The 18,049-nt window shown below is 63.3% G+C and carries 17 protein-coding genes; 10 read left to right on the forward strand and 7 right to left on the reverse strand.

The features are described from left to right. Nucleotides 1–39 precede the first annotated feature (39 nt). Nucleotides 40–1,467, reverse strand: a complete 1,428-nt coding sequence (locus tag ACFE8X_RS10935) for an MFS transporter (RefSeq protein WP_375451503.1) — start codon at nt 1,465–1,467, stop codon at nt 40–42. Between the two features lie 311 nt (nt 1,468–1,778). Further along, nucleotides 1,779–2,006 (reverse strand): flagellar basal body rod C-terminal domain-containing protein, encoded by a 228-nt coding sequence (locus tag ACFE8X_RS10940; protein WP_375451504.1) that lies wholly within the window; start codon nt 2,004–2,006, stop codon nt 1,779–1,781. Between the two features lie 152 nt (nt 2,007–2,158). Between ACFE8X_RS10940 and ACFE8X_RS10945 the strand changes: the two genes are divergently transcribed. From ACFE8X_RS10945 to ACFE8X_RS10955, 3 genes are all read left to right on the forward strand, one after another. Beyond that, a complete protein-coding gene (locus ACFE8X_RS10945; protein WP_375451505.1) occupies nt 2,159–2,545 on the forward strand; it encodes a VOC family protein in 387 nt (128 codons plus the stop codon). A 169-nt stretch (nt 2,546–2,714) separates the two neighbouring features. Beyond that, entirely contained in the window at nt 2,715–6,032 is a 3,318-nt protein-coding gene (gene carB, locus ACFE8X_RS10950; protein ID WP_375451506.1) for a carbamoyl-phosphate synthase large subunit, read from the forward strand. 107 nt (nt 6,033–6,139) lie between these two features. Further along, the gene (locus tag ACFE8X_RS10955; protein WP_375451507.1) at nt 6,140–6,544 is read left to right on the forward strand and encodes a hypothetical protein; all 405 of its coding nucleotides are present in this window, start codon (nt 6,140–6,142) and stop codon (nt 6,542–6,544) included. On the opposite strand, the gene ACFE8X_RS10960 is transcribed toward ACFE8X_RS10955, so the two are convergent. Together ACFE8X_RS10960 and ACFE8X_RS10965 are read right to left on the reverse strand one after the other, a co-directional pair. Then, entirely contained in the window at nt 6,541–6,936 is a 396-nt protein-coding gene (locus tag ACFE8X_RS10960) for a type II toxin-antitoxin system VapC family toxin (protein ID WP_375451508.1), read from the reverse strand. The genes ACFE8X_RS10955 and ACFE8X_RS10960 overlap by 4 nt on opposite strands. Then, nucleotides 6,933–7,199 (reverse strand): antitoxin, encoded by a 267-nt coding sequence (locus ACFE8X_RS10965; RefSeq protein ID WP_375451509.1) that lies wholly within the window; start codon nt 7,197–7,199, stop codon nt 6,933–6,935. The genes ACFE8X_RS10960 and ACFE8X_RS10965 overlap by 4 nt, the downstream gene beginning before the upstream one ends. Before the next feature lie 236 nt (nt 7,200–7,435). Here ACFE8X_RS10965 and ACFE8X_RS10970 point away from each other — a divergent pair, with 236 nt between their 5' ends. Then, a complete protein-coding gene (locus tag ACFE8X_RS10970; RefSeq protein WP_375451510.1) occupies nt 7,436–8,239 on the forward strand; it encodes a phytanoyl-CoA dioxygenase in 804 nt (267 codons plus the stop codon). A gap of 15 nt (nt 8,240–8,254) precedes the next feature. On the opposite strand, the gene ltaE is transcribed toward ACFE8X_RS10970, so the two are convergent. Both ltaE and ACFE8X_RS10980 read right to left on the reverse strand, forming a co-directional pair. Further along, nucleotides 8,255–9,289 carry a low-specificity L-threonine aldolase gene (ltaE, locus tag ACFE8X_RS10975; protein WP_375451511.1) on the reverse strand — a complete coding sequence of 345 codons (1,035 nt, stop codon included), beginning with the start codon at nt 9,287–9,289 and terminating at the stop codon, nt 8,255–8,257. Nucleotides 9,290–9,305: 16 nt separating this feature from the next. Beyond that, complete coding sequence (locus tag ACFE8X_RS10980; RefSeq protein WP_375451512.1) at nt 9,306–10,232, reverse strand: class I SAM-dependent DNA methyltransferase; 927 nt, start codon at nt 10,230–10,232, stop codon at nt 9,306–9,308. Between the two features lie 509 nt (nt 10,233–10,741). Here ACFE8X_RS10980 and ACFE8X_RS10985 point away from each other — a divergent pair. From ACFE8X_RS10985 to ACFE8X_RS11010, 6 genes are all read left to right on the forward strand, one after another. After that, nucleotides 10,742–10,951, forward strand: coding sequence for a cold-shock protein (locus ACFE8X_RS10985; protein ID WP_375451513.1), 210 nt, complete (start codon nt 10,742–10,744; stop codon nt 10,949–10,951). Nucleotides 10,952–11,203: 252 nt separating this feature from the next. Further along, entirely contained in the window at nt 11,204–11,677 is a 474-nt protein-coding gene (greA, locus tag ACFE8X_RS10990) for a transcription elongation factor GreA (RefSeq protein ID WP_375451514.1), read from the forward strand. A 208-nt stretch (nt 11,678–11,885) separates the two neighbouring features. Then, nucleotides 11,886–12,836: a thioredoxin-disulfide reductase gene (trxB, locus tag ACFE8X_RS10995; RefSeq protein WP_375451515.1), complete on the forward strand. Its 951-nt coding sequence runs from the start codon at nt 11,886–11,888 to the stop codon at nt 12,834–12,836. Nucleotides 12,837–12,863: 27 nt separating this feature from the next. Further along, the gene (locus tag ACFE8X_RS11000; RefSeq protein ID WP_375451516.1) at nt 12,864–13,757 is read left to right on the forward strand and encodes a LysR family transcriptional regulator; all 894 of its coding nucleotides are present in this window, start codon (nt 12,864–12,866) and stop codon (nt 13,755–13,757) included. Between the two features lie 82 nt (nt 13,758–13,839). Then, on the forward strand, nt 13,840–14,334 hold the full coding sequence (locus tag ACFE8X_RS11005) for a hypothetical protein (RefSeq protein WP_375451517.1): 495 nt from the start codon (nt 13,840–13,842) through the stop codon (nt 14,332–14,334). A 1,220-nt stretch (nt 14,335–15,554) separates the two neighbouring features. Further along, the gene (locus ACFE8X_RS11010; RefSeq protein ID WP_375451518.1) at nt 15,555–16,667 is read left to right on the forward strand and encodes a hypothetical protein; all 1,113 of its coding nucleotides are present in this window, start codon (nt 15,555–15,557) and stop codon (nt 16,665–16,667) included. A gap of 95 nt (nt 16,668–16,762) precedes the next feature. Here the strand turns inward: ACFE8X_RS11010 and ACFE8X_RS11015 are convergent, their stop codons facing one another. Continuing rightward, on the reverse strand, nt 16,763–17,965 hold the full coding sequence (locus ACFE8X_RS11015) for a pyridoxal phosphate-dependent aminotransferase (protein ID WP_375451519.1): 1,203 nt from the start codon (nt 17,963–17,965) through the stop codon (nt 16,763–16,765). Nucleotides 17,966–18,049 lie beyond the last annotated feature (84 nt).

The raw sequence follows: 18,049 nt of genomic DNA on the forward strand, positions 1-18,049 counted from the left end.
TGCAGGCAATGCAAGAGCAGCACAAGCTGACGCTGCCTTTCACTCGGCCGACGCAAAGCTCGCCCCGCCGGCCTGGCCGCGCATCAATCCGGTTGTGCGCAGCGCCACGATGAACGCCAGTCCCGCCACGCTCGCGCCCAGCACGAACATCGGAACGATGGCGCTGCGGATGTCCCCGCTTGTGGTCGCGCTGGCGTAACCCGCAGAATTTGCCGCCAGTCCCGCCAGCGCCGCCCCGATCGCATTGCCCGCCGATTGCGTGGTGGGCACCAGCGCCGAAGCGCGATCGCGATCGCCGGCCGGCGCTGCTTCCATCACGCTGAGATTGAGATAGCCGAACGCGATGCCGAACCCCGAACCAATCGCCACCTGCCCAACCAGCAGCATGGCGAGCTGGCCGGACAGCAACCCAGCTAACACGCCCAGCAATCCGAGACCGATCAGCGCCGGCCCCGTGCGGATCAGCACCTTGCGCGTAGCGTAGCTTTTGACATTGGCCACCACGATCGCCGAAAAGCTCCACGCCACAGCCATGACCGCCCCGACGCCGCCGGCAATGGCCGGCCCCCAGCCCCACAATTGCTGCAACAACAGCACGAGGTATACCCCCGATATCGCCCCCGCCATGGACATCAACAGGTTGATCAACAGCCCGCCCCCCACCACCGATGTCGGCCAGAACGCCCCCGCCGGCATCATCGGCACGCGGCTGCGCCGATCCAGCAGCACCGCGCCGACCAGCAAGGCCGCGGCCCCCGCCAGCAACGCCGCCGCCAGCAGCGGCTGGGCGACCGCGGCCAGCGCCACCAGCATGATCCCGCCCCCGATCGCCAGCAAGCGAACGCCCGGGAAACCTGGACTGTCGACCACCGCCTGCGTCTTGCCCGGCACCACGAACGCCACCATGGCGGCAAAGATCAGGACCACCGGCACATTGGCAAGGAATGCCGCGCGCCAGGACACCAGTTCGGTCAACAGCCCTGCCCCTACCGGCCCGCCAAACGAGGCCACTGCCCAAATCACCGCCTGCATGCCGAAGATTTTGGGTACCAGGCGCGGCGGAAACAGTTCGGGGATCAGGGCAAAGCAGATCGCCGCCACCACGCCCTCGCCCAGCCCCTGCAGGCACCGCCCCACCAGCACTTGCGGCATGCTCGATGCCTGTGCCGCGACCAGCGTTCCCACCAGAAATACCGCCGCCGATACCAGCAGCGCAGTGCGCGACCCCAGCCGCTGCTTCATCAACGCCGCCCCCGCGCCGCCCATGATCGCCAGCACCAGATACAGCGTCAGCGCCCAGGAGATCAGCGCCACTCCGCCCAATTGCTGCACGGCCGTGGGCAGCGCCGTCGATGCCAAAAACGCATTGAACGCGAACAGCGCGACGCCCAGGCACAGGATCAGCGTCACGGTCGCGTAGCGCGGGGTGAAGATTTCGGCCCAGGTGCCGCTCGACGACTCAGACATGTTCACACCCACCGCGACGAAATGACCTCGCCTTGGTAAGCGGCTTAATAAAACAGGTAAATGCTTGTTTTATTCCGATGTGCCCATTTGCGTCGGCAAGCTGCCCCTGTCGTGTGCGTCGCTCGCGACCGGACCACCGCGTTCCGGGCCAACACCGGACCCAAAATCGCCCCCACGATTGCCACGATCAACCCCAGCCCATCGGCCCCCGGCAACGGCCACACCCCCGGATGGGCCCCGTCCATGTCGATCCGCCAAGGTGCACGAATGCGCGGCCACACCATTCACCCGCAGCACGGGAAATGAGCGTTTCAGGCCAGGATATCGATCGCCCACTTTTCCATGTCGCTGGCGACGCGCACGACCTTGGTGGCGGCCTCGAACTCGAACTTGGACTGCAGCACATTGACCATTTCGCTGGTCACATCGACCTCGCCGAGGCCTGTCCCGGCCCGGGCAATCCTGCCGGCGCTGCCCTCGAACCGCGCGGCCGCCTGCTGCATGCCCGCAATGCCACTCGAAATCGCCGAAATCGCCATCGTACCACCTTCAGGCTCATCGTAACTGCTCCGTCTCGCCGACCCGTTAATCCACACCGACAAACTTTACGGGCACCCGAAAACAGCACTCGGACCTGTAAACCCCCGCCCGCTTGCTGCTAGGATCACTCATTCCTCGCCTGGAGCCCCTCATGTCCCACCGCCTCGACCACGTTTCCATTCGCGTCCGCGATATTGCGCTGAGCACCCAATTTTACATCGATGTGTTCGGTTGGCCCATCGTGCGCACCAGCGGCGATCCGGTGACCGGCCAATGGCTGGCGATCGGCGGCAGCGATACGCTGCATCTCAACCAGGACGACATGGCGGGCACCGCCGTGACCAAGGACAACCACCTGGCCATCAGCGTCGCGGCGTTCGATGATTTTCTCGCCCGCCTGAGCGGCATCGGCATCACCTATTACAACTGGCCCAACACGCCCGACACCATCGGCCACCACCCCGCCGGCTTCCGCCAGGTCTATATCCGCGACCCCGACGGCTATTGGGTCGAAATCAACGACCACGCGCAAAGCTGACGCGGCGCTCTTCCCTTCCCCCCGCTCTTGGGCTAGACAGCCCCCTTAACCACCACGCCCAAGCCTGACCCAAGCGCCGCAGCGCCCCGTTGCCGCGCGCCTCAGGCGCAGGCGGTCCTTTATGGCGCGCGATTCTTCGGCGTGCCGCGAGCCCAGCGAGCCGAGCGCCATGCCAAAACGTACCGACATCAAATCGATCCTCATTATCGGTGCGGGTCCGATCATCATCGGGCAGGCCTGCGAGTTCGATTATTCCGGCACCCAGGCCTGCAAGGCGCTCAAGGAAGAGGGCTACCGGATCATCCTGGTGAACTCCAATCCGGCCACCATCATGACCGATCCGGACCTGGCCCACGCCACCTACATGGAGCCGATCACCCCCGAGGTCGTCGCCCGCATCATCGAAAAGGAGCGCCCCGATGCGCTCCTGCCCACCATGGGCGGCCAGACCGCACTCAATTGCGCCCTGTCGCTGCGCAAGATGGGTGTGCTCGAAAAGTTCGGCGTCGAGATGATCGGCGCCACCGCCGAAGCCATCGACAAGGCCGAGGACCGCGAATTGTTCCGCGACGCCATGAAAAAGATCGGCCTCGACACCCCTCGCTCCATGCTGGCGCACAATACCATCGAGGCGCTGCAGGCGCTCGACGTGATCGGCCTGCCCTGCATCATTCGCCCCAGCTTCACCCTGGGCGGCACCGGCGGCGGCATTGCCTACAATCGCGAGGAATATCTCGCCATCGTCGAAAGCGGCGTCGACGCCTCCCCCACTAATGAAGTTCTGGTCGAGGAATCCGTGCTCGGCTGGAAAGAATACGAGATGGAGGTCGTCCGCGACAAGAACGACAACTGCATCATCGTCTGCTCGATCGAAAACATCGATCCGATGGGCGTCCATACCGGCGACTCGATCACCGTCGCCCCGGCGCTGACCCTGACCGACAAGGAATACCAGATCATGCGCGACGCCTCGCTGGCGGTGCTGCGCGAGATCGGTGTCGAAACCGGCGGCTCCAACGTGCAGTTCGGCATCAACCCCGCCGATGGCCGCATGGTCGTCATCGAAATGAACCCGCGCGTCTCGCGCTCCTCGGCGCTCGCCTCCAAGGCCACCGGCTTTCCTATCGCCAAGGTGGCCGCGCGCCTCGCCGTCGGTTACACGCTGGACGAACTCGACAACGACATCACCGGCGGCATGACCCCCGCCAGCTTCGAGCCGTCCATCGACTACGTCGTGGTCAAGATCCCCCGCTTCGCCTTCGAAAAGTTCCCCGGCGCCGACAATCGGCTCACGACCTCGATGAAATCGGTCGGCGAAGCCATGGCCATCGGCCGCACCTTCCAGGAAGCGCTGCAAAAAGCCCTGCGCTCGCTCGAAACCGGGCTGACCGGGTTCAACGAAATCGGCATTCCGGGCCTCGGCGAAGGCGAGGACGACAACGCCATCCGCGCCGCCCTGGGCACACCCACGCCCGACCGGCTCCTGCACGTCGCCGAAGCCATGCGCCTGGGCACCAGCCTTGAGGATATCCACGAAGCCTGCAAGATCGATCCCTGGTTCATCGAGCAGATAGCCGGCATCGTGGCGATGGAAGCCAAGGTGCGCCAGCTTGGCCTGCCCGACAATGCCGCGGCCCTGCGCAGCCTCAAGGCCATGGGCTTTTCCGACCGGCGCCTGGCCGAACTGGCCGGCGTGCAGCCCGCCGACGTGCGCAAATTGCGCCACACGCTCTTCGTCCGCCCGGTCTATAAGCGCATCGATACCTCCGCTGCCGAATTCGCCTCGCCAACCGCCTACATGTATTCCACCTATGAACAGCCCTTTGCCGGCACCGTGGCCGATGAAGCGCGTCCGTCCGATCGCAAGAAGGTGGTCATCCTCGGCGGCGGTCCCAACCGCATCGGCCAGGGCATCGAGTTCGATTATTGCTGCTGCCACGCCGCCTTCGCGCTCAGCGAGGCGGGCTATGAAACCATCATGGTCAACTGCAATCCCGAGACGGTTTCCACCGATTACGATACCTCCGACCGCCTCTATTTCGAGCCGCTGACCGAGGAAGACGTCATCGAAATCCTCGAGACCGAAAAGGCCAATGGCACCCTGCACGGCGTTATCGTCCAGTTCGGCGGCCAGACCCCGCTCAACCTGGCCGATGCCGTCCTGCGCGCCGGCGTGCCGATCCTGGGCACCCAGCCCGACTCGATCGACCTGGCCGAGGATCGCGACCTGTTCTCCAAGCTGCTCAAGCGCCTGCAGCTGAATCAACCCAAGAACGGCATTGCCTATTCTCTTGAACAGGCCCGCCTTGTTGCCGAACGCCTGGGCTATCCCCTGGTCATCCGCCCCTCCTATGTGCTGGGCGGCCGCGCCATGGCCATCGCCCATGGCCCTGCCGATTTCGAGCGCTATGTGCAGAACACGCTGACCGGCCTCGTGCCGCCCGATATCCTGATGCGCTATCCCAACGACAAGACCGGCCAGATCAATTCGGTCCTCTCCGACAATCCCCTGCTGTTCGACGGCTACCTCTCCGACGCCATCGAGATTGATGTCGATTGCCTGTGCGACGGCAAGGACGTGTTCATCTGCGGCATCATGGAGCATATCGAGGAAGCCGGCATTCATTCGGGCGACTCGGCCTGCTCGCTGCCCCCGCAAAGCCTTTCCCCCGACATCATCGCCGAACTCAAGCGCCAGACCGCCGAACTCGCCTTCGCCCTCAAGGTCGGCGGCCTGATGAACGTGCAATACGCGCTCAAGGACGGGGTCATCTACCTGCTCGAAGTCAATCCGCGCGCCAGCCGCACCGTGCCCTTCGTCGCCAAGGTCATCGGCGAACCGATCGCCAAGATCGCCAGCCGCATCATGGCCGGCGAAACCCTGGCCAGCTTTGGCCTCGTGGAAAAAAGCTTCAAGCACATCGCCGTCAAGGAAGCCGTCTTCCCCTTCAACCGCTTCCCCGGCGTTGATACGGTGCTCGGACCCGAAATGAAGTCCACCGGCGAAGTCATTGGCCTCGATACCGATTTCGCCATGGCCTTTGCCAAGTCGCAAATGGGCGCCGGCTCCAAGGTGCCCTCGTCCGGCGTGGCGTTCGTCTCGGTGCGCGATGCCGACAAGGACCACATCGTGGATTCCATGCGCCACCTCGTCAGCGCCGGCTTCACCATCCTCGCCACCAGCGGCACGCAGCGCTACCTGGTCGAAAACGGCGTCCCCGCCACCAAGATCAACAAGGTGCTCGAAGGCCGCCCGCACATCGTGGATTCCATGAAGAATGGCGGCGTCCAGCTGGTGATCAACACCACCGACGGCGCCAAATCGATCAGCGACAGCCGCGATATCCGCCGCACCGCCCTGATGGGCCGCATCCCCTATTACACCACCATCCCCGGCGCCATCGCCGCCGTGGAGGGCATCGTCGCGTTCCAGCAGGGCAGCCTCACCGTCCGCTCCCTGCAGGACTACTTCGCGGCAAGCGCCTGAACTGCAACCACAATCACGCGCGACAGACGTTTCGTTAGCGATACTGATTTAAATTGCATATGACAGGTCCCCATGCTGTATTCACCGCCATACGGCTTGGGGAGTTCATGATGCGACTGCTCCGTTTATTGTGCGCAGCCTTGCTGTTCCTCGCCAGCCCGAGCACCTTTCTCGTTCCGCTCGCTTTTGCCCAAGCCTACGACAGTGAAGCGCTCTGCGGTCGCGACGAGAATGGCTATCCGCTGCAATGCGCACAGCCGGGTGCCAGCGAAAATCTGGAAAGCGCCTGCCTGACCACGGCGCGGCTGGAAAACTGCCTGCCCTATCACCAGACATCATGCCAGATCCGCGGCTTCGAGCTCGCCTGCCGCGTCTACGCCATCGGCTCCAACTGCTATGGCGGCGATCCTAACCAGTGCAACTATTACATGGCCTTGCTCCAGGCCAACCGCGCCTGCGCGCTGGACAACGACCCCAACGCCTGCACCTGGATGCGCCAGCAAGGCTTCTAGCCGGTCTCCCAATCCTCCAGCCGCAACCCCGGCACCCGCGCAAATTCGCGCGTATTGTGGGTGACGATGATCAGATCGCGCGTCGTGGCTTGTGCCGCGATCAGCAAGTCATAAGGGCCGATCATGCGACCTTCGGCAACCAGATGTGCACGGATTTCGCCGGCCGCAAACGCATCCTCGCTATTGAAGTCGACGATTGGCATGTCGATGCCCCGGACCGATGCCAGGTTTTGGGCGACGCGGCTCGAGTTATAAGCTCCGAAATACAACTCGTGCAGCACGATCGTGGACAGGCCCAAGGTGCCGTTTCCATTTTGCCTGACGCGCTCGCCGACCCGATGATTGCTGCGCATGATGGCGATCATGACATTGGTATCGAGCAGAAATCTCACTTGAAGAATTTCAGCACTTCCGGATCAATATCGTCGTCGGACCAGCCTGGCCGATCGAGAGCTGCCTTGACGAAATCCTCATCCAGTTCCCCCGGCATCGTATCGAGCCAGGCCCAGGGGTCTTTCTCCACAGTCGCCACTGGCTCCAATATCACCGCATTCCCCTCGCGGCGTATATTGACCGCCTCCCCCTCGAAGCGAAATTCCTTGGGCAACCGCACCGCCTGCGAGCGGCCATTCTTGAACAGCTTCGCCATTGTCATGATTTGCCTCCTTGGTATAGACCACTGGTATAGACCATCTCGACGCTATCCCGCAAGGCCACCCGGCTTGACCTTCCGCACTTGGCCGCTATGCTGCAGCCACCATGATGATGACCCGCTCATTCAAATTCGCCGTGCTCCTCTGCGCTTAAGCGCAGCCTGAACCCGCCATTGAGCCGCGCCCCGCGCCGGCTTTTCCGCCATTCCCCGAATGGCACGCGAAACTGCGAGCAATCATGCCCAATTCCCCCCACGCGCTCACGCCAGCGCAGATCGATCAATTCATCGCCGATGGCTTCGTGCGCATCGACAACGCCTTCCCGCGTCAACTGGCCGACGAGGCCCGCGCCTTCCTCTGGCAGCAAACCGGCTGCGATCCCGACGATCCAGCCACCTGGACCAGGCCGGTCATCCGCCTCGGCGGCTATGGTGGCCCCATCTTCGATGCCGTCTGTAACACCCCGCTCCTGCATGGTGCCTTCGACTCTCTGGTTGGCCCCGGCCGTTGGGAACCACGCCACGGGCTCGGCACCTTCCCGATCCGCTTCCCCTCGGAGCAAGACCCGGGCGATGCCGGCTGGCATATCGATGTCAGCTTCAAGTTGCCCGAGGACGACCCCAACGATATCTTCACCTCGCGCGCCAACATCGTCTCGCGCGACCGCGCGCTGCTGATGCTGTTCCTGTTCTCCGACGTCGGCGAAGATGATGCCCCCACCCGCATCTCGATCGGTTCTCATTGGGACACGGCGCGCAAACTTGAGCCGGCGGGTGAACGCGGCATGACTATGCACCAGATGGCCGCCGATGGCTTCGCCGCCAGCGCTTCGCGCCCGCGCACCATCGCCACCGGACCAGCCGGCACCGTCTATCTTTGCCATCCGTTCCTGGTTCACGCCGCCGACAAGAACCGCGGCCAGCGCGTGAAGTTCATGGCCCAACCGCCCTTGGCACCGGCCGAGCCGCTTTCCCTCGACCGGCCCGATGGCGACTATTCGCCTGTCGAAATCGCCATCCGCCGCGCTTTGGGCCACGATTGAACCTTTGGCGGCGGGTTATCCCGCCGCCTGCGTCTCAAAGAACGCCCCCACCTGCCCCAGCGCCGTTTCAACCGCGCTCTCATCCACATCCAGATGCGTCACCCAGCGCTGCTTGCCATAGCTGCCATTGATGCGCACGCCATGCGCATTGAGGTACGTGGTAAACCGGTCGCCAAGCCGCTCGTCCATGTCGACGAAAATGATGTTGGTATCCGGCATCGTCACCGTAAGCGCAGCAAACTGCGCCAGCCCCTCCGCCAGGCGCTGCGCCAGCGCATGATCCTGGGCCAACCGCGCTACATTATGATCAAGCGCATAAAGCCCCGCCGCCGCCAGGATGCCCGCCTGCCGCAGCCCGCCGCCCAGCATCTTGCGATTGCGATTGGCCCGCTCGATCAGCGCGCGCGGCCCCACCAGCACCGAGCCGACCGGCGCACCCAGCCCCTTGGACAGGCAGATCGACACCGTATCGAACGGGGCGGCGAACACGCCGATGTCCACGCCCAAGGCCGTGCAGGCATTGAACGCCCGCGCCCCGTCGAGGTGAAACCCAAGCCCGTGCCGGCGCGCCAACGCCCCCGCCGCGCGCATATAATCGAGCGACAGCACCTTTCCGCCAATCGTATTCTCCAGCGCCAGCAACCGCGTTGGCGCGTGGTGAATGTCGCGATCGCCATGGATCGCGGCAGCCACCTTCTCGAGCCGCAGCGTCCCATCGCGTTCATGCTCGAGCGGTTGCGGCTGGATCGACCCCAGCACCGCCGCATTGCCGCCCTCATAGGCATAGCAATGCGCGTTCTGCCCGGCGATGAACGCCTCGCCCCGCCCGCAATGGCTCATCAGCGCCAACAGGTTCGACATCGTCCCCGAAGGCACGAACAGTGCCGCCTCCTTGCCCAGCATCTCCGCCATCCGCCCCTGCAGCCGGTTGACCGTGGGATCGTCTCCGTAAACGTCGTCGCCCACTTCGGCCGCCGCCATTGCCGCCCGCATCCCGGCGCCGGGCTGCGTCACCGTGTCGGACCGGAAATCGTAGATCGCATTGCTCATAACCGTCTCCACTAGCTCACGCCGGCTTGCGCGCCACGATCAGCATGCCGGCAATCGGCGCGCCGCGGTCCTGGCGCAATGTTGCCAGCTTGAATTGCAGAACCTGCAGCCCGGCATCGGCCAGCGCCAGCCGTGTCGCGTCCACCCCATGCGCATAGCGCAGCGACGGTCGCAGGAACACCGCCTCTTCGCCGTCGTGCACCTCCAGCGAAAAAGCCAACAGTCCCCCCGGCCGCAGCGCCGGGCCCACCGCTGCCAGGACCGGCGGCAACGCCCCGCAATAAATGAACACATCGGCCGCCGTGATCAAATCCGCTTGCGCGTCGCGCCGGGCGAGATATTGGGTCAGTTCGGCCTTTTCGAGATAGTCGTAAATTCCCTTGCGCCGCGTCTCGGCGATCATCGCCGCCGAAAGATCGATGCCTTCCAGCCTGGCAACCTTGGCGCGCAATCGCGCGCCCATCAGCCCGGTGCCACACCCCAGATCGAGCGCCGCCGCAAATTTGTCGATCCCCAGTTCCGCCATGGTCTCGTCCAGCAAGCCATCGAGCAGTTCAGGCACCCGATAGTCCAGTCGATCCACCAGGGCCGCCTCGAACCCCGGCGCATATTGATCGAACAAGGCTTCGACATAGCCTTCCGCCGTGCCCGCTGCAGCGCTTGAAGCGCCATGCACCGCCAGTTTCAAACCGGCGCCAAACACCCCCTCGTCGTCCAGCGCTTCCAGCCTTCGCCAGGCCGCCAGCGCCGCCGCCACGTCGCCGGCCTTCTCATGATAGCCGCCCAGCAGGTCCCAGCCGGCGGCCCAGTCGGGCGCGCGCTCTAGTGCCTGCGCCATCACCTCGGCGGCAGCGCCGAAATCGCCGTCGGTCGCGTAGTTATGGGCATGGCCGGCGCGCCGGTCCGCAATCGCATCGCCAGAGGCACGGATAGATTTGCTCAAGCTCGGCCTCATCCGGCCCAATGGTGGCCGCAAGCCAGCGGAGTGCCGCAAAGCCGCGCCAATTGCAATCGTCGCATGGTCCAATCACGGCTGCTGCGACAAAGCGGACGATGCATTACCGGCCCGCCTGCGTTAAACCCGCCCGTGTTCATCCCGCTGCCATCCGGCGCAGCTATGAGTGAGACGCGCCTGGCAGGGTTTTGCTGCCTTGCCAGGATCAACCTGCGTCGGCGCCGGCCAATTCCAGGTCCGGTGTTTAGTGGTGAAAGCGCTGTCTGCCCCCTGGTTGACCCTCTGGTCAGCCGGGCATTTTGCCATGTGTTAAGACATATTGAACGCACGATTTTTTCGCGCTACGCTGGTTGCATCGAATATTGCGGCCGACCGATCTGATGACGCGAACACCATTCGCCCCTGCTGACGTCACTTTCCGATATTTCGATATCAACCAAGTCACGGTCATTGTGGCCGGGGCAGCTTAGATTAGCGACTGCGAGGGAACGCGCATCATGGCAACTGGCACCGTAAAATGGTTCAACGGCCAAAAGGGGTTTGGCTTCATTCAACCTGACGAAGGCGGGGCGGACGTGTTCGTGCACATCTCTGCGGTCCAGCGCTCAGGCCTCAACGGCCTCGATGAGGGCCAGAAAATCGCCTACGAGATCGTCAAGGACAAGCGCACCGGCAAATCCGCCGCGGACAATCTCGTCCCGTCCTGATCGCTCTATAAAGCTTTGAAACGGCGCGGTTGGGAGGCCGCGCCTTTTCTTTTGCCCAAGCCCTGCTCATCGGCCACGCGCAAAACTTGCAACGGGCTGTGCACACGCCTATCTCCCTGATCGACCCCGCTTGACCGCAAGGCACAGGGCGGGCAACTTGCAGCACTCTTCCCCCAAAGATTATCGTCGCGGTGATGCCGAACGGAGCTTGGCAGGAAGACACTTTATGCCGTGCCGATGGAGGCAAGACGAATGGACAAGATTCCGATGACGATCGGTGGCCACCAGGCCCTGACCGCCGAGTACCAGCATCGCACCGCCAGCGAGCGCCGTCGCATCGTCGAGGCGATTTCCGAAGCGCGTGCGCATGGCGATCTGTCCGAAAATGCCGAATATTCGGCTGCCAAGGAACAACAGAGCCTCAACGAGGGCCGCATCCAGGAGTTGGAATCGCTGCTGGCGCTGGCCGACATCATCGATGTCAGCAAGCTGAGCGGCACCTCCGTCAAGTTCGGCGCTACCGTGACCTATGTCGATGAGGATACCGAGGAAGAAAAGACCTACCAGGTCGTCGGCGATCCCGAAGCCAATGCTTCGGATGGCCGTATTTCCATTTCCTCGCCCATCGCCAAGGCTATGATCGGCAAGTCCGAGGGCGATTCGTTCGAGGTTTCCGCTCCCGGCGGAGCGCGGAGCTATGAGATCCTCAAGATCAAATACGTCTAGCCCGCTATGGCAATATCTGAACGGCGGTAATAGTCATGCCGATGCTGCGCGCCTGACGCCCACTTATTGAGCATTTGCTCACCAAGGGTGTGACATTTCGGTGTATTGAGCCGTCTGAGGCGCTGTGCACGGACTCTTGGCCTTGAAACAACGCCCCATCGCCCCTTAATCTGGGATGAGGGAGCTTCGTCTAAATCGGAGAGCGTCGATGCACGCGAAAGTCATCATCGTTGGGTCTGGTCCTGCCGGCTACACCGCTGCCATTTATGCGGCGCGCGCCATGCTGGAGCCGGTGATGATTCAGGGCATCCAGCCCGGTGGCCAATTGACCATCACCACCGATGTCGAAAACTATCCTGGCTTTGCCGACGTGGTCCAGGGCCCCTGGCTTATGGACCAGATGAAGGCACAGGCCGTTCATGTCGGCACTCGTATGGTGAGCGATTTGATCGTGTCCATCGATTTTGATCGCCGCCCCTTCGTGCTCACTGGCGACGGCGGCGATATCTACACCGCCGACAGCATCATCATCGCCACCGGCGCCCAGGCCAAATGGCTGGGCCTGCCATCCGAACAGAAATTCCAGGGCTTCGGCGTCTCCGCCTGCGCCACCTGCGACGGCTTTTTCTATCGCAACAAGGAAGTGGTCGTCGTCGGCGGCGGCAATACCGCGGTCGAGGAAGCCTTGTTCCTCACCAATTTTGCCTCCAAGGTCATCGTCGTTCACCGGCGCGGCGAGTTCCGGGCCGAGCGCATCCTGCAGGATCGCCTGTTCAAGAACCCCCGCATCGAGGTGCGCTGGAACACCGAAATCGCCGAAATCGGCGGCACGCCCATGCCCCCCTCGGTCAATTCGGTGACCTTGCGCGATCTGTCCACCGGCCGCACCTATGAGCAGAAGATCGATGGTGTTTTCGTCGCCATCGGCCATGTTCCGGCCACATCCATCTTTGCTGGTAAGCTCGACATGAAGCCGGGAGGCTACCTTCAGGTCAAGCCAGGGAGCAGTCAGACCAATATCGCAGGCGTTTTCGCGGCTGGCGACGTGACCGACGATGTCTATCGTCAGGCCGTTACTGCCGCGGGCATGGGCTGCATGGCGGCTCTCGATGCCGAACGGTTTCTGGCCGAACACGCGTTAGCCGAGGCGGCGGAGTAGCCTGCCAAACAACGAGAAAGCGTCAAAATGCTCGATTGGGACAAGCTCCGGATTTTCCACACCGCCGCCGAGTCGGGCAGTTTCACTCATGCCGCCGAAAAGCTGGGGATGAGCCAGTCCGCCGTCAGCCGGCAGATTTCAGCGCTCGAAGATGATCTGGGGCTCAAGCTCTTTATCCGCCACGCCCGCGGCCTGGTCCTGACCGAGGTCGGCGAGCAGTTGTTCCGCACCGCCCACCGCATGCATTGGGAACTCCAGCAGGTGGAAACCCAGATGTCCGAGAGCCAGGACGTTCCCACGGGCCCGCTCATCGTCACCACCACCGTGGGCATCGGCTCGACCTGGCTGTCCTCGCGGCTGGATGAATTCCTCAAGCTCTATCCGCTGATCCAGCTCGAAGTGCGCCTTAACGACGCCGAACTGGACTTGGCGATGCGCGAGGCTGACGTGGCCATTCGCCTGCACCGGCCCAACCAGTCCGAGATGATCCAGCGCAAGCTGTTCACCGTCCATAATTATTTCTATGCCTCCCAGAGCTACATCACCGAATACGGCATGCCCCGCAATATCGAGGATCTCGACAATCACCGCGTCATCAGCTTCGGCGAGCCGGTGCCGTCCTATCTTGGCGATATCAATTTCCTCGAGCGCCTCGGCCGCGCCGACAACAGCCCGCGCCGCGCCGTCCTCAAGGTCAACGCCGTCTATGGCATGATGCAGGCCGCCCGCGCCGGCATCGGCATCGCCATGCTGCCTGCTTATGTCACCGAGGAGGAAGACGGCCTGGTCCAGGTCCTGGCCGAAATTTCCATTCCCGAATACGAAGCCTATTTCGTCTATCCCCCCGCCCTCAAGAATTCCAAGCGCGTCGGCGTGTTCCGCGATTTCCTCGTCGGCAAGGCCCGCGAGTGGAGCTTCTAGAGGTTTCCTGCGCTCCAACCGCGCTCAGCTCTGGTTCATCCACCTCGGCACATTCTGGCCACGCACCATTGGGGGACCTGTCGTGAAACTGCACCTCGCGCTCCTCGCATTCGCTGCCCTGAGCACGCCTGCCTTGGCCCAGACGCGCGGCCTCTCGCCTGAGCAGATTGGCCAGATCTTCTGCTTTGCCAGCCTGGGCGACGACATGGCCCCGGCCCAGGCCCTGCTGACCCCGAAGCTGACTGCCGCCATTGCCACTGCCGAAACCCGCAATGCCGTTATTCAAGCCCGGGCGCCCGACGAAAAGCCGCCTTTGGGCGATGGCCTGCCCTGGCGCAGTTTTCCCGACCACGCCGATGGCTGCCGCGTCGGCACTGTCACCACCCACGCTGCCGAAGCCGGCGTCGAAATCCGCTACAGCTTCACCGATTATCCCGACGCCAACTACACCGATACGCTGTTGCTGGTCCCGGTCGAAACCGAGACGGGCCTGCCCCCGGCATGGCGTATCGAGGACATCGTGCTGGCCAACGACCAAAGCTTTGTCGGCACCCTGACGAGCATCTTTGCCGACTAGCGCCAACAACATTGCATTGATTCGAAACCCGAATTTCGGCCGCCCACCTGATGCATGGCTGACATGCCGGCCATCCGGTTGTGAGCCTGTGGAGGCGCCCCTATATGCATCGGAACACGACGGGTGCTCCCTCCCTGGCGCCTGTTGCGTTCCCTGCTTGCGGGGCTTGCCCTGCATTGTATGGCCTCGCTCTCCCCTCGAGCGGGGCCATATTTTTTGCCCAGCGCGTGAGCAAATGCCTGCGATATATGCATGGCTGGCATACAGCCATGTTAATTGCTCATTCAGTCGGCAGTGCGCATAGTGTGACTGTCGCTGAGACGGACACCGTATCCTCCTCCCTCGGTCTCCTGTATCGCGACACCGAATTCGGATCGTATCCTCCTCCCTCGATCCGGGTTCAACGGCAGAGCGCATATCCTCCTCCCTTGCTCTCTGCCCCACTTTGGATCAGGCTTATGCCGATCGTCAGGCCCCATCTTCGGATGGGGCCTTTTTTCTTTGTCGTCGAAAGCCAAGGGAAATGGACGAAGGGCCTCTGGTCAGGCTGAGTCGAAAACCCTGATCATCGAGCACCGCAAGTGCAGAGGATTGCGGTTTGCAGGCCGGCCTGGCCTGAAGACCGAGTTCATTTGCATAGCTGACATTCCCACCATCCCATTGCTGACCATTCGGTCAAAATATATACATGCTCCTGTCGCTGCGAAGCCCGCCGTATCATCCTCCCTCGGCCGGCTTTACGCGACACCGGGTTCAAGCCGTATCCTCCTCCCTCGGCTTGGGTCCACCGGTTCGGCGCATATCCTCCTCCCTTGCGCTGGGCCCTCACTTTGGATTTGGCTTCGGCCCTATCGTCAGGCTCCATCTTCGGATGGAGCCTTTTTTTTGGGTCCCGGCCAAGCGTCGCCAAATCTGCATGGCTGGCCTTCCCATTGTGCGTTTGCTTGCAACACGGCCCGGGCAGATAATTGCCTCAGCGCGATCGATCGTGGCGATCGCTCCTTCAAGGTCTCGGCTTCGGCCGCGACCCCTGGCCCTGCCCATCCCCTCGGGCGGGGCCTTTTATTGCCCGCTCATTCTTGCCCACATCCCGGCAGCTTTTGCCGCCCGACACCCTCCGTCGATCAGAAACTCCCCATTACCGTCCCTTTCGGCGCGGCACGGCGCTTGCATTGCTCCAGCCAGCGCATCGGTTTCGCCACCTTTGGAGGGCCTTGATCATGGTCAGCGTCAACACCGCCTATTCTGCCACCAGCTATGCCAACTTGGCCGCAACCGCCATTGCCAACAGCGCCAAGACCACCTCGGCAACCACCCCTGCCCCGGCTGGCACCAGCGAAAGCGCCGCCACCAGCGTCACCCTGTCTGATGCCGCCAAGGCTGCGCTCCAGGTCAAGGACCTCGCCACCGTCCTCGGCGAGGCTCGCCAGAAACTGACGGCGTCGCTGACCGGCGCCGGCCGCACCTCGCCCCTGCAAGGCGGCAAGCTGGCGCTGGACATGACCGGCCTGGACGCGCGCGAACTGTTCGCCATCGCCAACAGCAGCGATGACAGCTTCACCGCCGACGAGAAAACCGCGTCGGGCCTGGAGATGCAGCGCCGCTTCGATGCCGCCATGGCCGGCCCCGCTGCCATCGCCGATGTCACCGGCAGCTATGCCGGTCTCTACCAGGCCGCCGCCGACTATCTCGATAAAATGGGCCCCGAGGAACGTGCCGACGCCAAGACCGTCGCCGCCCGCGCGGCCCTCACCGAGGCCGGCAAGCAACTCGCCACCGATCCCAAGACCCTGCCCGACGTCAAGGACGATCCGATCGCGCTCTACCTGGCTCTGGCGGAAGCCGGCGAAACGACAGCACCGCGCGATATCACCGATGTTGCCGGCGACGTGCGCAGCACGCTCGACAAGAAATACGCCGACGCCGTCGCCGGCGGCAAGGCACCCACCTTCAACAAGAACACCAAGGTCGGCACCTATATCGACCTGTCCACCTTCGACAGCCGCTCGCTATCGGCCATGGTGCTCAATTCGGGCAGCCAGTTCTCCCCCGAGGAAGTGGGCGCCGCCAATACCGCCATGCGCGCCAAGAGCGGCGCCGCCTTGCTTGCCGGCTTCCAAAGCGCCGCCAAGTCCAGCGATCCCACCGCCTTCAGCCAGAACATCATCTCCATCTATTCCTCGATGAGCGCCGAGGAACGCCAGGCCGCCGGCTGGAGCGACAGCTTCTACCAGGCCGCCGTGGACAGCTACGCCACCACCACCAAACTCACCCAGATGTTCGCCGACGCCGGCGCCGACACCACCAGCTTCATGAGCTGGATGGGCAAGTAAGACGCTGCATGTCTTGGGCAGGCGTGCTCGCCTCGCGGACCTTTACGCGGCGTCATTCCCGCGCAAGCGGGAACCCATTCTTTCCCGGCGAACCCTCAGCTGATCCCAGCGCAAAACCCCTGGATTCTTGCCACCGCCTCTTCCAGCTCCCCATTGCTTGCCGCATAGCTCAGCCGGAAATGCCCCGGCAGCCCGAACGCCGCGCCATGCACCAGAGCCACCCCGCTTTCCTCCAGCAGCGCCAGCACGAAATCCTCGTCGTTCGCCAACAGGCTCCCGCCCGCGGAAGTCTTCCCCAATAGCCGCTGGCACGATGGAAACACGTAGAACGCCCCCTCCGGCACCAGGCAATCGAGCCCGGTATTGGCATTGAGCCCCTGCACCACCAGGTCGCGCCGGCCCTGGAACACCTTGCGCCACTCGGCCAGGAAATCCTGGTTCCCGTTCAGCGCCTCCACCGCCGCCCATTGCGAGATCGAGCTGGCATTGTTGGTCGATTGCCCTTGCAGCTTGGTCATCGCCGCCAGCAGCGGCCGCGGTCCCGTGCAATAGCCGATGCGCCAGCCCGTCATGGCATGGGACTTGGACACCCCGTTCATCGTCAGCGTGCGCGCCTGCAGCGCCGGCTCCACCTGGGCAATGGTTGAAAACCGCCCCCCGTCATAAACCAGCACCTCATAGATATCGTCGGTCAGGATATGCACATGCGGATGGCGCAGCAGCACCGCCGCCAGCCCCTTGAGCTCGGCGGCGCTATAGGCGGCCCCGGTCGGATTGGATGGCGTGTTGAGGATCAGCCATTTGGTGCGCGGCGTGATCGCCGCCTCCAGCGCCGCCGGGCTCAGCTTGAACCCCGTGGCCGCATCGGCCACCGCGAACACCGGCTCGGCTCCGCACAAGCGCACGATTTCAGGATAGCTGACCCAATAGGGCACCGGCACCACGACCTCATCGCCCGGATTGAGCGTTGCCATCAAGGCATTGAAGATGATCTGCTTGCCGCCCGACGACACGAAACAATCCGCCGCCGTCACCTGCAGCCCGTTATCGCGCCCGAACTTGGCCGCGACCGCTTCCCTCAGCTCGATTATGCCATCCACATTGGTATAGCGCGTCTTGCCCTCGCCCATCGCCCTTATGGCGGCTTGGCGCACATTGAGCGGCGTGTCGAAATCGGGCTCTCCCGCCGAAAGCGCGATCACGTCGCGCCCTTCGCGCTGCATGTCGCGGGCCTTCTGGCTGATCGCCACCGTCGCCGACGGGGCCACGCGCCCCAATGCGTCGGACAAAAATCCCATGCCACCGCCTCCTCAAATCGGGCGCAGTGATAAAACCAGTCGCCCCACCGGGCAAGCCGCTGGGAAAGAGAAAAATCGATGGCT

Origin of the sequence: uncultured Devosia sp. (assembly GCF_964244875.1) — a bacterium.
Lineage (GTDB): Bacteria > Pseudomonadota > Alphaproteobacteria > Rhizobiales > Devosiaceae > Devosia.